Raw genomic sequence first — 13595 nt, 5'->3', positions numbered from 1 at the left:
GCGCTCATTGCCCTTCGGGCGGCCGGGCGGGCAATGCCATGATCAAGCACATCGTGATGTGGAAGCTCAAGGACCCGGCCAAGGCCGCGCTGTTCAAGGAGAAGCTCGACAGTTGCCGCGGCCTGGTGCCGGGCATGCGCCAGTTCGAGGTCGCGGTGCGTGCGCCGGGACTCGAAGCCAACTGCGACGTCGTGCTGTGCTCGGCCTTCGACGACAAGGCCGCGCTGCAGTCCTACCTGGAGCATCCGCAGCACGTCGAAGTGTCCGCGGTGCTGGGCACACTGCGCGAAGCCCGCAGCGTCCTCGACTACGAAACCCCCTGAACCCTCGGAGACACCCATGACCGCACGCAGCATCCAGAAACTGTTCGACCTCAGCGGCAAGACCGCGCTCGTCACCGGCGGCTCGCGCGGCCTCGGCCTGCAGATGGCCCATGCGCTCGGAGAGGCCGGCGCCAAGATCATGCTGAGTTCGCGCAAGGCCGATGACCTCGAGCAGGCCGCGGCCGAGTTGCAGGCGGCGGGCATCGACGCCCGCTGGATCGCGGCCGATTGCTCGAAGGAAGAGGACACGCGCCGCCTGGCCGACGAGACGCTGGAACGCCTGGGCGCGGTCGACATCCTGGTCAACAACGCGGGCGCGAGTTGGGGCGCGCCGGCGGAAGACCACCCGGTCGAGGCCTGGGACAAGGTGATGAACCTCAACGTCCGCGGCTACTTCATCCTCGCGCAGCAGATCGCGCGCGGCTACATGATCCCGAAGAAGACTGGCCGCATCATCAACATCGCCTCCATCGCGGGCCTGAACGGCAACCCGCCCGAGATGCAGACCCTGGCCTACAACACCTCGAAGAGCGCCGTGATCGGCTTCACCCACACGCTGGCGGCCGAATGGGGCAAGTACAACATCAACGTCAACGCCATCTGCCCCGGCTTCTTCATGACCAAGATGGCCGCGGGCCTGATCAAGTCCATCGGCGAGGAGAAGATGGCCTCGCATGCGCCGCTGGGCCGCCTCGGCGACGACGAAGACCTGAAGGGCATCACGCTGCTGTACGCGAGCGATGCCGGCAAGCACATCACCGGCCAGTGGCTGGCGATCGACGGCGGCGTGAGCGTGGTGCTCGGAGCTTGAGGTGGACGACATCAACGTCCGCTCCTACACGAGCCAGATCCCGTTTGCACGGCATCTGGGCTTCGAGCTCACGAAGTTCGAGGGCGGCGAGTCCGAGATCCGCTACACGGCGAAGCCCGAGCATCTCAACACCTTCGACGTGACCCACGGCGGCGCCTGCATGACGCTGCTTGACATCACCATGGCCGCGGCCGCGCGCAGCCAGACGCCGGAGATGGGCGTGGTCACGATCGAGATGAAAACCAGCTTCATGCAACCCTCGGTCGGCCCGCTGCATGCGCGCGGCAAGCTGATCCACCGCACCGCGACGCTGGCCTTCACCGAAGCGAAGATCTACGACGAGCAGGAGCGCGTCTGTGCCCATGCCACCGGCACCTTCAAGTACGTGAAGCGGCGCCTTCCCACCGGCCCCGGCAGCGCCAACGCGATGCGTCCGCCGTCCACAGATTAGGAGACTTTCATGCCCATCAACAGACAACAACTGCTCGACAACCGCCCCGATGGCGAAGCCGTCGCTTCCAATTTCAAGCTCGTGAGCACCGAGACGCCGCCGTTGAAAGACAACGAGGTGCTGGTGCGCCACCACTACATGAGCCTCGACCCCTACATGCGCGGCCGCATGAACGACGCCAAGAGCTACGCGCAGCCGCAGCCGCTGGGCCAGGTGATGCAGGGCGGCACGGCGGGCGAGGTGGTCGAGAGCAAGCACCCCAAGTACGCCGTCGGCGACAAGGTGGTCGGCTTCGGCGGCTGGCAGGAGTACAGCGTGGTCGATGCCTCGCAGCCCGGCGCCTTGAGGAAGGTCGACACCGCGTACGTACCGCTCTCGTACTACCTCGGCGCGGTCGGCATGCCCGGCGTCACGGCCTGGTACGGCCTGGTGAAGATCATCAACCCGAAGGCCGGCGAGACGATGGTCGTCACGGCCGCCAGCGGCGCGGTCGGCAGTGCCTTCGGCGCGCTGGCCAAGGCGCGCGGCTGCCGCGTGGTCGGCATCGCGGGCGGTGCGGACAAGTGCAAGTACGTGACCGACGAACTGGGCTTCGACGCCTGCATCGACTACCGGCAGCATCCCGACGTCAAGAGCATGAGCACAGCGCTGAAGGAGGCCTGCCCGAAGGGCATCGATGGCTACTTCGAGAACGTCGGGGGCTACATCTTCGACGCGGTGCTGCTGCGCGCCAATGCCTTCGCGCGCGTCGCGCTGTGCGGCATGATCGCCGGCTACGACGGGCAGCCGCTGCCGCTGGCCAATCCGGCGCTGTTCCTCATCAACCGGATGAAGCTCGAAGGCTTCATCGTCAGCGAGCACATGGAAGTCTGGCCCGAGGCGCTGGCCGAACTGGGCCAGCTGGTCGCCACCGGAAAGCTCAGGCCGCGCGAGTCGATCGCGCAGGGCATCGAGTCGGCGCCCGAGGCCTTCCTCGGTTTGCTCAAGGGCAAGAACTTCGGCAAGCAACTGGTGAAACTGATCTAGGCAAAGTGCAAGGAGGCCGGCGATGAACACGACGCACGAGGTCTTCAACCAGCCGGCCCCGCTGGCCGGCTACAACCTGTTCGAATCCAACCGGCCGCTGCGCGATGCGCTGAAGTTCAACGCATCGCAGCTGCAGCTCGCGCCGCTCGCGCATCTGGGCGGCGTGATCGGCTCGGTCGAGATGCAGACCCATGCGCGGCTCGCGAACACGAACCCGCCGGTGCTGCACACGCACGACCGCTTCGGCCGGCGCATCGACGAGGTGGAGTTTCATCCGAGCTATCACGCGTTGATGAAGGCGGCGGTGGGGGCCGGCCTGCACGGCACACCGTGGACAGGGGAATCCGCATCCCCGCACGTCCAGCGCGCCGCCGGCTTCATGCTCTTCACCGAGCTCGAGCCCTCGGTGCTGTGCCCGATCTCGATGAGCTACGCCGTGACGCCCGCGCTGCGCGGCAACGCGGCCATCTATGCCGACTGGGGGCCGAAGCTCGCGAGCCTCTGGTACGACCCGGTGCTCAGGTCCGCGCTCGACAAGCCCGGCGTGACCATGGGCATGGGCATGACCGAGAAGCAGGGCGGCTCGGACGTGCGCGCCAACACCACGCGGGCGGTTCGCGTCGCCGGTGATGATTGGGGCGAGCGCTACGAGATCACGGGCCACAAGTGGTTCTTCTCGGCACCGATGTGCGATGCCTTCCTGGTGCTCGCACAGGCGCCGGCCGGTCTGTCGTGCTTCTTCATGCCGCGCGTGCTGCCCGACTGGATGGGCGATGACGTGCGCAACGGCATCCGCATCCAGCGTCTGAAGGACAAGCTCGGCAACAAGGCCAACGCCAGCTCCGAGGTCGAGTTCCATGGCGCGAGCGCCTGGCTGGTCGGCGAAGAAGGCCGCGGCATTCCGCAGATCCTCGAGATGGGCACGATGACGCGGCTCGACTGCGCACTCGGCACCAGCGGCCTGATGCGCCAGGCCTTGAGCCTGGCCCTGCATCACACAGCGCAGCGCCAGGCCTTCGGCAAGCCGCTCATCGAACAGCCGCTGATGAAGAACGTGCTGGCCGACCTCGCGCTCGAAAGCGAAGCAGCGACCGCGCTGGCCATCCGCCTCGCGCGCGCCTTCGATCGCCAGCAGGACGAGCACGAGCGCCTGATGGCGCGCCTGCTGACGCCGGTGGCCAAGTTCTGGATCTGCAAGCGCGGCAGCCACTTCGCGCAGGAGGCGATGGAATGCCTCGGCGGCAACGGCTACGTGGAGGAGGGCGGCGAAGGCGTGATGGCGCGCGTCTACCGTGAGATGCCGCTCAACTCGATCTGGGAAGGCGCCGGCAACATCATGGCGCTCGACCTGCTGCGCGGGCTTCGCAAGGGCGATGCGGTCGCGGCATTGGCGCACGAACTCGCGCCGGCGCGCGGTGTCGATGCGGCGCTCGACAGCCTGGCCGATGCGCTGCCCGCGCGCATCGAGGCCATGGCCACCGAAGCCGAGGCGCGCCGGCTCGCGCAGGACGTGGCGCTCGCGGTGCAGGGCGCGCTGCTCGTGCAGACCGCGCCGCAGGCCGTGGTCGGCGCCTTTTGCGCATCGCGCCTGGGCGGCGACTGGGGCCATGCCTTCGGCACGCTCCGCGCCAGCACCGATTTCGATTCCATCATCGCGCGTGCGCGGCCCCAATGACGCGGACATCCAAAGGACCCTCATGGCAGACCTGATCCTCCACCACTACGCGACCTCGCCCTTTTCCGAGAAGCTGCGCCTGATCCTCGGCTACAAGAAGCTGGCCTGGAAGTCGGTGATCATTCCGCAGCTCCTGCCCAAGCCCGACCTGCTCGCGCTCACGGGCGGCTACCGCAAGACGCCGGTGCTGCAGATCGGCGCCGACATCTACTGCGACACCGCGCTGATCTGCGACGTGCTCGAGCACATCTCGCCGCTGCCCTCGATCTATCCCGAGCCCGGCAAGGGCCTGGAGCGCGTCGTTGCCCAATGGGGCGAGACCTCGCTCTTCTGGGCCTCGATGGCCTACAGCTTCAGCGGCAAGGGCGCGGCCGACCTGTTCGGCAAGGCGCCGCCCGAACTGGCCAAGGCCTTCGGCGAGGACCGCAAGGCCATGAGCGTGAACATGGTGCGGCACCGCCCGGGCGATGCCGCGGCGGCCTACAAGTCCTACCTGCGGCGCATGTCCGACATGCTGGACGACACCGACTACCTGCTCGGCGCCTATCCGACGGTCGCCGATTTCGCCTGCTACCACCCGCTGTGGTTCACGCGCAAGCGCACGCCCTCGATGGCCGGCATCCTGCAGTTCACGCCGGCCGTGGGCGACTGGATGGACCGCATGGCCGCGATCGGCCACGGCACGATGGAGACCTTCGATGCCGCGCAGGCCATTGCGGTCGCGGCCGCTTCGACGCCGCACACCCTCTTGTCCGACAGCACCTTCCAGGACGAGCACGGCATTCCGCTCGGGACCCGCGTCACGGTCGCGGGCGAGAGCTTCGGGCCCGAGCCCACCGAAGGCGAACTCATCGCCGCCACCCGCACCCACTACACGCTGCGCCGCACCGACGCGCGTGCCGGGACCGTGCACGTGCACTTCCCGCGCGTCGGTTATGCGTTGAGAAAAGTCGAAGGCTGACGCTCGCAACGGGCACCTTCGCGACTGCATCGTGCAGGTTTCCGTATTTCAATAGCGTCTCCCTCAAGAGACGAAAAGGACACGGGCAATGATTCAGGATTTCAAGGGCACCACCGCAGTTCTCACCGGCGCCGGTTCCGGCTTCGGCCTCGAGTGCGCGCGCATCGGCGCGGCGCGCGGCATGAGTCTCGTGCTGGTCGACGTGCAGCAGGACGCACTCGACCGCGTGCAGGCCGAGATGGAAGCCGCCGGTGCGCAGGTGCTGGCGCGCAAGGTCGACGTCGCCGATGCGCAGCAGATGGAGCAGCTCGCCAAGGATGTGCAGCAGCGCTTCGGTGCGCCGCACTTCATCTTCAACAACGCGGGCGTGGGCGCCGGCGGCCTGGTGTGGGAGAACACCGTGGCCGACTGGGAATGGGTGCTCGGCGTCGACCTCTGGGGCGTGATCCACGGCGTGCGCCTGTTCACGCCGATGATGCTGCAAGCCGCCGCCAGGGACCCTTCGTACCGCGGCCACATCGTCAACACCGCCAGCATGGCCGGCCTGCTGGCGCCGCCCAACATGGGCGTCTACAACGCGGCCAAGGCGGCCGTGGTGAGCCTCACCGAAACGCTCTACCAAGACCTGAAGCTCATCACCGACCAGATCGGCGCCAGTCTCCTGTGCCCTTACTTCGTGCCGACCGGCATCACCAGCAGCGAGCGCAACCGGCCCGATGCACTCGCTGCCGGCGAACTCACCAAGAGCCAGCTGATCGGCCAGGCGATGAGCAACAAGGCCGTCAGCAGCGGCAAGGTGACAGCGGCCGAAGTGGCGCAGATGGTGTTCGATGCCATCAGCGCCAACCAGTTCTACGTGTTCAGCCACCCGAAGGCGCTGGGCAACGTGAAGAGCCGCATGGAGAGCATCGTGTCGATCTCGAATCCGGCCGATCCCTTCCTGGAACGGCCGGAGATCGGCGCCAAGCTGCGCGAACAGCTGCGCGCGGGCTGAGACTCCCCCTTCAACCCTGCGGCGTTTCCTCGATCGCTTCGACGCGGTCGGGATAGAAGGCGAGGTGGTCCTTGATCTGCTCGACGGACGCGTAGGGCTGCTCGTAGGTCCACACGGCGTTCGCCCCTTTCTCACCGGCCGAGGGAATGCTGTAGTAGGCGCAGTCGCCCTTGAAGGGGCAGTAGGTGGCGTGTTCGGTGCGCTCGAGCAGCGACATGTCCACGTCCTTGCGCGGGATGTACTGCACGGCGGGGTAGCTCGCTTCGCGCAGCGTCAAGGCTTCGCGCGTGTCGGCGATCACGCGGCCGGCGGCCTTCACGACCACGCGCGCGGGGTTCGCGGCAATGGTGATCGGATGGTCCGGGCCGGGAATCTTCACGGGTTTTTCCTGCATGTGTCTGTCCTTGGTTGAACGGCGGCGGCCAGGGTATGAGCGATCCGATGACACTTCCGGCCTGTCAAGTGTTCCACTGCTGCTTCTGGAGGCAATCCGGGCGCAGGCCCCGTGGGACAACGATCTAAAAAGTTCCCAGTGCAGTTTTCCACAAGCTTGTCCACGGGCGCGGGGGACATGTCGGGATGCCGAGGAGACCGCGGGATGTTTTCCTACACCTTCTTCCAGGGCATCGGCACAAAGTTGCAGGGACTTGAAACTGGCGTCGAGGCCGGCTTATACTGAACCAACAGGTTCTGTGTTTCATCCCAACCCCAAGGAGATTTCGAATGTCCTATGTCGATGGATACGTCGTTCCCGTTCCCAAAGCAAATATCGAGGTCTATCGCGCGATGGCCACCAAGGCGGGAAAGATCTGGCGCGAGCATGGCGCGCTCGAATACCGCGAATGCGTGGCCGACGATGTGAAGTCCGGTGAAGTCACCTCCTTTCCGCAGGCCGTGAAACTGAAGGACGACGAGACCGTGATCTTTTCGTACATCGTGTTCGAGTCGCGCCAGCACCGCGACGAAGTCAACGCCAAGGTGATGAGCGATCCGCGCCTGGCCGACATGATGGATCCCAAGACCATGCCCTTCGACGGCAAGCGCATGTTCTGGGGCGGCTTCAGCCCGCTGGTCGAACTCTGAGTCCGGCCTGGCCGGCGATCCACTGCCACACCGCGCGGACCGCCGGTTCATGCTCGCGCCCTTCGGCGGCTGCGAGGAAATAGCTGCCGGTAGCGAGTGCGGGCCCGAAGGGCTGCAGCAACGCGCCGCTTCGCAACTCCTCGGCGCAGAGCGTGAGGCTCAGCAAGGCCACGCCATGCCCCGCCAGCGTGGCGAACAGGGCGTGCGTTTCGTCCGAGAACGAGAGGCCTGAGGCAGCGCGCGTCGTGCGCGATTTGCTCGCAGCGATACCGGCCTCCTCGAACCAGCGCGACCACACGGCCGGTGCGCGCGCCTGCGGCTGCCAGTCGCTGTGGATCAACCGGTGCTTCGGCAGATCCTGCACGCGTTTCAAACCCAGGAGCGGACTGCATACCGGCGCATAGCGCTCGGCCGTCACCAGGCCCGGCCAGCCGCCGCTGCCGGAGCGGATCGCGAGGTCGGCATCGCCGCGCGCGAGATCGACCAGCAGATCGCTCGCATGCAAGCGCAGCTCGATGCCGGGGCAGGCGGCGCGAAAGGCCGCCATGCGCGGCAGCACCCACTTGGCCGCGAAAGCGGTGTTGGTCGTGAGCGTGACCGTGTCGCTCGCCGAGCGCTCGCGCAGCGCATGCACGCCGGCTTCCAGCATGTCGAAGCCTTCGCGCAGCGCATGGAACAGGCGCAGCCCGGCCGGCGTGAGCGCGAGTTGGCGCGTCAGCCTGCGAAACAGCGGCTGGCCCAGCGTGCTCTCGAGTCCGCGCACCTGGTGGCTGATGGCCGTGGGCGTGACCGAGAGTTCGGCCGCCGCGCGCTGAAAGCTCAGGTGCGCTGCGGCCGCCTCGAAGGCGCGCAGCGAGGACAGCGGCGGCAGCCGGCGGGGTCGCCTCACAGGTGAATGCAGCTCATCCATGCAGGAAGAAATCCTCGTTTGTGCAAAGGGTGGCGTAACCCTAAATTGAATACGCCAATTCATTCATTGCCACGCAGGAAAGACCCTTTCATGACCACGCTTCTGCACATCGATGCCAGTGCTCGGCCCGGCCGCTCCGGCATCGATCCCCATGGTTCCCATACCCGCAGGCTCTCTGCGCGCTTCGTGGCGCGCTGGCATGCGGCGCGGCCTTCGGACCGCATCGACTACCTCGATGTCGGCCAGGCGCCGCCCGCGCATGTCACGGGTCCCTGGATCCACGCTGCGTTCACGCCCGCCACGGCGCGCGAGCCGTGGATGCACGAAGTGCTTGCGGAGAGCGACCGTCTCGTGGACCAGCTCATCGCCGCCGACCTGATCGTGGTCGGCCTGCCGATGTACAACTTCGGCGTCCCGGCGCAGTTCAAGGCCTACATCGACAACATCGTGCGCGTGGGCCGCACCTTCGGCTTCGACCGTGCGCGCGGCGAGGTGCCTTACTGGCCCTTGCTGGCCGATGCAGGCAAGCGCCTGGTGCTGCTGGGCTCGCGCGGCGACTTCGGCTACGGCGAAGGCCAGCGCATCGCGCACCTCAACCACACAGAGGCCAGCGTGCGTTCGGTGTTCGGCTACATCGGCATCCGCGAGGTGCACGAGATCGCCGTCGAGTACGACGAGTTCGGCGGCGAGCGGCTGGCGCAGTCGCTCGGCGAGGCCGATCTCGCGGTCGATCGGCTGGTCGATAAGCTCTCGGCCTCACACCTTCAACTCATGATGGAAAACGCATGACCGCCATTCAGCTCATCAACCCGCCCGGACTCTACGACCCGGCCCCCAACGGCTATTCGCACCTCGCGATCGTCCCGCCCGGAAGCCGGCTCGTGCTCGTTGCAGGGCAGGGCGGCGAAACGGCGGAGGGCAGCTTGCCGCCCGACTACGCATCGCAGGCCCGCCAGGCCCTCGGCAACATGCGCGTGGCGCTCGCTGCGGCCGGCGCCGAGGTCACGCATGTCGCGCGCCTTCTGGTGCTCATCGTCGATCACACCGAAGAGCGGCTTCACGTGTTCAGCGCCGAACTCGACCGTGTCTGGGGCGATGCGCGGAAGCCGGCCTGCACGCTCATTCCGGTGCCGCGGCTGGCGCTCGACGGCATGCTGTTCGAGATCGAGGCGACGGCAGTGGTGCCTGCCTAGGCGGGACGTTCGGCCTCAGCGGTAAGACAGCACCAGCCCGTGCACCAACCGCGTCCAGCCGTCCAGCATCACGAACAGCAGCAGCTTGAAGGGCAGGGAGATGGTGGTCGGCGCGATCATCGACATGCCGAGCGCGAGCAGCACGGTGGCGACGATCAGGTCCACCACCACGAACACCAGGTAGATGATGAAGCCGATCTGGAAGGCCCGCGTCAGCTCGCTGAGCGTAAAGCTGGGCACCAGCACCATGAAGTCGTCGGCCCCGAGCTGCTCGGCCCTGGCCTTGGGCCAGATGTTGGAGGCTGACTTGAGGAAGAACTGCCGCTCGCGCTCGTGCGTGTGCTTCTGCAGGAATTCCTTCACGGGCACCTTGGCTGCATCGATCACCGCCATGATGTCGCCCATGCTTTCGCCCTTGACGCCGAAGCTGCGGTTGCGCAGCGCGTCGCCGATGTCCATGCCGACCGGCGCCATGATGTAGACCGACAGGATGATCGCAATGCCATTGAGCACCATGTTGGGCGGTGTCTGCTGCAGGCCGAGCGCGGTGCGCAGCAGGCCGAAGACGATGACCAGTTTGGTGTAGCTCGTCACCATCAGCGCCGCGAAGGTCGCGAGGCCGAACGCGACCATCACCGCGACGAGTGTGAGGGGCTCCGGTATTCCGCCTTGCATCGTCAGGGCCTTAGACTTCGCCGGGCGCGAACTCCGACACGCGCACGCCCAGGCGGTCGCCCACGGCAACCAGGTAGCCCTTGCCAAGCACGTTGCCGTGCGCAAGGATGCGCACCGGGCTGCGGTTCAGCGGTTGGGCCAGGTCGAAGATGTGCCCGGCGCGAATGCTCTTCAGTTCGCCGAGCGACAGCGACAGGTCGCCGACCTCGAAGCGCAGCGTCACCTCCAGCGCATCGAGCCGGTCGATCGGCAGGTTGACGTTGTCTGCGGTGTTCGCAGGATCGGCGGGCATATCTGGCTTCATGGCGCTGTTTCTCGATTGCTGAACGGTGATGCGCGAGCCTTCGGCCAGGGCGGAGAGGTGCAGCCCCGCGGGGCCTCCCAGCTCGGCGGTGACGACGATCGCGGCACCCGAAGAACTCCATTGCTCGATGCCGACGATGTCGCCGGGGCGAATGCTGCTGATCTCGCGAAGCTGTATCGGCGTGTTGCCGAGACTGAAGCTCACGGGCAGGTGCAAGGCGTCGAAGGCATCGCCGGTGCGCGCGGCATGCCGGAGTCCGGTGGCCGCAGGTACGAGCGCGTCGAGCGTGGCGGCGTCGTCGAACTGCACGAAGCCGCGCAGCATCGCGCCGCCGTCCGACGGCGTGGCGACGAAGAAGGCCGCGCGCTCCGGGTCGCAATGCAGGAGCGGCTGCTCGCGCGTTTCCCGCGCGTCGCGCGCCTCGGCCTCCGATGGCTGCCATTCGAAGTGCAGGCGCAGTGCCTTCTCGAGCGCGTCGACCACCGGATGCAGTGCATCGGCCAGCAGGATGTAGCGCAGGTCGCGCGGCAGCAGGTCGATGCGGCGTTCGCCGAGCAGCACTTGCATGCTCGGCGCATCCATCGCCAGATGCCCGACATGCGCGCCGAGCCGGAAGCTGTAGCGATCGCGCGTCGTGTGGCCGACGGCCGCATCGTGTTGCCACGCGAGCCGGTAGCTCACGCCCCTGGCCGCCACGCCGTGCTGCGGCGCTGCCGCGTAGAGACGGTTGAGCGCACGCACATTCGCTGCATCGGCGCGAGGCAGGATGCGGGCCTCGCCGAGTTCCGTCACCGCTTCAGCAGGCCCGGTCGGCATGCATGCTTTCGTTCGAACAACTGCTGCGTCTTGTCACTGTCCATGGGCCTCGAAGCAATGCGTACACCTCTCGCATCGGGACGGGCAGCTTAGCGAAACGAAGGTATCGCAGGTAGTACGCAAATGCGTAGTGCCGTGCACGCGACAAGTTCTGCATACCTACGAGAACTCGTGGTTGCTGTGAACAGATGGCGGCGCTTAGAGTGCGCCGCAGCGTGACTTTTTTCACGTTCGCTGCCAGCTTGATGCTAAGCACATCGGCCTACTACGTCTCCAAGAAACCTTAAAGCAAGGACGCAATGGCGAGCCCCTCGCGATCTCTACAGCAGTACCGTGGCGGCGTTCGCGACCTGTTGAGCAACGCCGGCCGCTACAACGATCTGCTGCTCGCGGGCCTGCTCGTGGTGGTGGTCGCGCTGTTCGTGCTGCCGCTGCCGACGCCGCTGCTGGACCTGCTGATCGCAAGCAACCTGGCCATCAGCCTGGTGCTTTTGATCATCGCGATGTATGTGCCCTCGGCGCTGTCGCTGTCGACTTTTCCGTCGCTGCTGCTGTTCACCACGCTGTTTCGCCTCGCGCTCAACATCGCTTCCACCAAGCTGATCCTGCTGCAGGCCAATGCCGGCCACATCATCGACACCTTCGGCAAGCTGATCGTCGGCAACAACGTGGTGGTCGGCGGCGTGGTTTTCCTGATCATCGCGATCGTCCAGTTCATCGTCATCGCCAAGGGCTCGGAGCGTGTGGCCGAAGTGGCGGCACGGTTCGCGCTCGATGCGATGCCGGGCAAGCAGATGAGCATCGACGCCGACGTGCGCGCAGGCGTGCTGTCCTCCGCCAAGGCGCAGAAGCGCCGCCAGCTGCTGGAGCAGGAATGCCAGCTGCACGGCGCGATGGACGGCGCGATGAAGTTCGTCAAGGGCGATGCCATCGCCAGCATCGTGATCGCGCTGGTCAACATCCTCGCAGGCATTGCCATCGGCACGCTGATGCACGACATGACGCTGGGCGGTGCGCTGCAGCGCTACGCCATCCTGACTGTGGGCGACGGCATGGTGTCGCAGATTCCGTCGCTCCTGGTGTCGATCGCGGCCGGCATCGTGATCACGCGCGTGAGCACCGGCGACCGCCGCGACTCGCAGCTCGCGCAGCAGATCGGCGATCAGTTGATGGCCCATCCGCGCGCGCTCATCATCGCCGGCCTCGCGGTGGCGAGTTTTCTCGTCGTGCCCGGTTTTCCGAAGTGGGTGTTCGGCCTGCTGGCCGCCATCCTGCTCGGCCTGGGCTTCGCGATGCGCATGCTGCGCCAGCAGCGCAACACACCGGGCTGGATCTCGCACGGCGACGGGGTGGCCGCCGAAGAAACCGACACCGACCACGCCATCGCCGCGCCGCTGGCTGTGCGCCTGTCGGCCGGTTTGCGCGCCGCGGTCGATCGCTATGTGCTCGACCAGCACTTGTCGGCCGTCAAGACTTCGGTCGAATCCGACCTCGGGCCGATCTTTCCGCGGCTCCAGCTGAACTATGCGGGCGGCATGGCCGACAACGAGTACCAGGTGCTGGTGCACGACGTCGCGGTGGCCAGGGGCATGCTCAAACCCGGCTGGCTGCTGCTCGATCCGGCGCAGGCCGTCGCGACGCCGCCGGGCGCGGAAGTCGCCGAACCCTTCGGCCCCTTCGCGCGGGTGGTGTGGGCGCCCAACGCGGACCCCGGCATGACGACGTGGACCGGCGCGGAAGTCGTTGCCCAGCACGTGGACCACACCGTGCGCCGCCACGTGAAGGATCTGATCGGCCTGCAGGAGGTGCAGCGCCTGCTGCATTCGGTGCAGCGCGATGCGCCCGAGCTGGCGGCCGAGGTGCTGCGCGTGGCCTCGGCCCAGCGCATCGCCGAGGTGCTGCGCCGGCTGTTGCAGGAAGGCATTCCGATCCGCAACCTGCACGCCATCTTCGAGAGCCTGACGATGTGGGCCGCGAAAGAGCAGGACGGCATCGCGCTGACCGAGCTGGTGCGCATCCACCTCGGGCGCTATATCACCAGCCGCTACGTCGGCGCGAATCGCCAGCTCGAGGCGATCCTGTTCGAGTCCAGCCTGCTGGACCGGGTGCAAAACGCCATCGAGCGCTCGCCGCGCGGCAACCTGCTGCTGCTGAGCCCGGCCGTCACGCAGGACATCCGCGAACAGCTGCGCCGCATCCTCGGCTCGACGGCCAACCGCGTGGTGGCGATCGCGTCGTCCGACGTGCGGCGCTACGTCAAGAACCTGATCGAGCCGGTGGCGCCGCAGCTGGCGGTGCTGTCCTATCAGGAGATCGACGACGACGTGGCCCTGCAGCCGGTGGGCTGGATCACCAATCCCCAAGCGCATTGAT

At 66.7% G+C, this 13595-nt stretch carries 15 protein-coding genes; 11 read left to right on the top strand and 4 right to left on the bottom strand.

The annotated features are described in order from the left end of the window. The first annotated feature begins 38 nt into the window (after positions 1-38). From ACSQ86_RS14725 to ACSQ86_RS14695, 7 genes are all read left to right on the top strand, one after another. Positions 39-323 (top strand): Dabb family protein, encoded by a 285-nt coding sequence (locus ACSQ86_RS14725; RefSeq protein ID WP_436304146.1) that lies wholly within the window; start codon positions 39-41, stop codon positions 321-323. A gap of 16 nt (positions 324-339) precedes the next feature. Next, positions 340-1134 (top strand): SDR family oxidoreductase, encoded by a 795-nt coding sequence (locus ACSQ86_RS14720; RefSeq protein WP_436290291.1) that lies wholly within the window; start codon positions 340-342, stop codon positions 1132-1134. A 1-nt stretch (position 1135) separates the two neighbouring features. After that, complete coding sequence (locus ACSQ86_RS14715) at positions 1136-1585, top strand: PaaI family thioesterase (protein WP_093108730.1); 450 nt, start codon at positions 1136-1138, stop codon at positions 1583-1585. A 9-nt stretch (positions 1586-1594) separates the two neighbouring features. Then, positions 1595-2611 carry an NADP-dependent oxidoreductase gene (locus ACSQ86_RS14710; RefSeq protein ID WP_436304145.1) on the top strand — a complete coding sequence of 339 codons (1017 nt, stop codon included), beginning with the start codon at positions 1595-1597 and terminating at the stop codon, positions 2609-2611. 22 nt (positions 2612-2633) lie between these two features. Continuing rightward, complete coding sequence (locus tag ACSQ86_RS14705) at positions 2634-4286, top strand: isovaleryl-CoA dehydrogenase (RefSeq protein WP_093108728.1); 1653 nt, start codon at positions 2634-2636, stop codon at positions 4284-4286. Between the two features lie 22 nt (positions 4287-4308). Then, on the top strand, positions 4309-5247 hold the full coding sequence (locus tag ACSQ86_RS14700; protein ID WP_436304144.1) for a glutathione S-transferase family protein: 939 nt from the start codon (positions 4309-4311) through the stop codon (positions 5245-5247). An 88-nt stretch (positions 5248-5335) separates the two neighbouring features. Further along, a complete protein-coding gene (locus ACSQ86_RS14695) occupies positions 5336-6241 on the top strand; it encodes an SDR family oxidoreductase (protein ID WP_436304143.1) in 906 nt (301 codons plus the stop codon). A gap of 10 nt (positions 6242-6251) precedes the next feature. On the opposite strand, the gene ACSQ86_RS14690 is transcribed toward ACSQ86_RS14695, so the two are convergent. Beyond that, positions 6252-6635 carry a DUF427 domain-containing protein gene (locus tag ACSQ86_RS14690; RefSeq protein ID WP_436304142.1) on the bottom strand — a complete coding sequence of 128 codons (384 nt, stop codon included), beginning with the start codon at positions 6633-6635 and terminating at the stop codon, positions 6252-6254. Positions 6636-6964: 329 nt separating this feature from the next. Between ACSQ86_RS14690 and ACSQ86_RS14685 the strand changes: the two genes are divergently transcribed. After that, the gene (locus ACSQ86_RS14685) at positions 6965-7324 is read left to right on the top strand and encodes a DUF1428 domain-containing protein (protein WP_436309019.1); all 360 of its coding nucleotides are present in this window, start codon (positions 6965-6967) and stop codon (positions 7322-7324) included. Here the strand turns inward: ACSQ86_RS14685 and ACSQ86_RS14680 are convergent. Then, positions 7302-8234 (bottom strand): LysR substrate-binding domain-containing protein, encoded by a 933-nt coding sequence (locus ACSQ86_RS14680; RefSeq protein ID WP_436309018.1) that lies wholly within the window; start codon positions 8232-8234, stop codon positions 7302-7304. The two genes, ACSQ86_RS14685 and ACSQ86_RS14680, sit on opposite strands and share 23 nt — an antisense overlap. A gap of 90 nt (positions 8235-8324) precedes the next feature. On the opposite strand from ACSQ86_RS14680, the gene ACSQ86_RS14675 reads away from it, so the two are divergent. Together ACSQ86_RS14675 and ACSQ86_RS14670 are read left to right on the top strand one after the other, a co-directional pair. Continuing rightward, positions 8325-9023: an FMN-dependent NADH-azoreductase gene (locus tag ACSQ86_RS14675; RefSeq protein ID WP_436304140.1), complete on the top strand. Its 699-nt coding sequence runs from the start codon at positions 8325-8327 to the stop codon at positions 9021-9023. Next, positions 9020-9427 carry a RidA family protein gene (locus ACSQ86_RS14670; RefSeq protein ID WP_436309017.1) on the top strand — a complete coding sequence of 136 codons (408 nt, stop codon included), beginning with the start codon at positions 9020-9022 and terminating at the stop codon, positions 9425-9427. Before ACSQ86_RS14675 ends, ACSQ86_RS14670 begins: the two co-directional genes overlap by 4 nt. 15 nt (positions 9428-9442) lie before the next feature. Here ACSQ86_RS14670 and sctR read toward each other — a convergent pair whose 3' ends face one another. Continuing rightward, positions 9443-10102 (bottom strand): type III secretion system export apparatus subunit SctR, encoded by a 660-nt coding sequence (gene sctR / locus ACSQ86_RS14665; RefSeq protein ID WP_436304138.1) that lies wholly within the window; start codon positions 10100-10102, stop codon positions 9443-9445. Between the two features lie 10 nt (positions 10103-10112). Next, positions 10113-11222 (bottom strand): type III secretion system cytoplasmic ring protein SctQ, encoded by a 1110-nt coding sequence (gene sctQ, locus ACSQ86_RS14660; RefSeq protein WP_436304137.1) that lies wholly within the window; start codon positions 11220-11222, stop codon positions 10113-10115. Positions 11223-11521: 299 nt separating this feature from the next. Between sctQ and sctV the strand changes: the two genes are divergently transcribed. Next, the gene (sctV, locus tag ACSQ86_RS14655) at positions 11522-13594 is read left to right on the top strand and encodes a type III secretion system export apparatus subunit SctV (protein ID WP_436309016.1); all 2073 of its coding nucleotides are present in this window, start codon (positions 11522-11524) and stop codon (positions 13592-13594) included. The last annotated feature ends 1 nt before the right edge of the window (position 13595 follow it).

This window comes from Variovorax sp. LjRoot130 (assembly GCF_964253755.1).
Taxonomy (GTDB): Bacteria; Pseudomonadota; Gammaproteobacteria; order Burkholderiales; family Burkholderiaceae_C; genus Variovorax.
The sequence above is the reverse complement of the archived record's forward strand: the minus strand, read 5'-3'. Positions and strand labels throughout refer to the sequence as shown.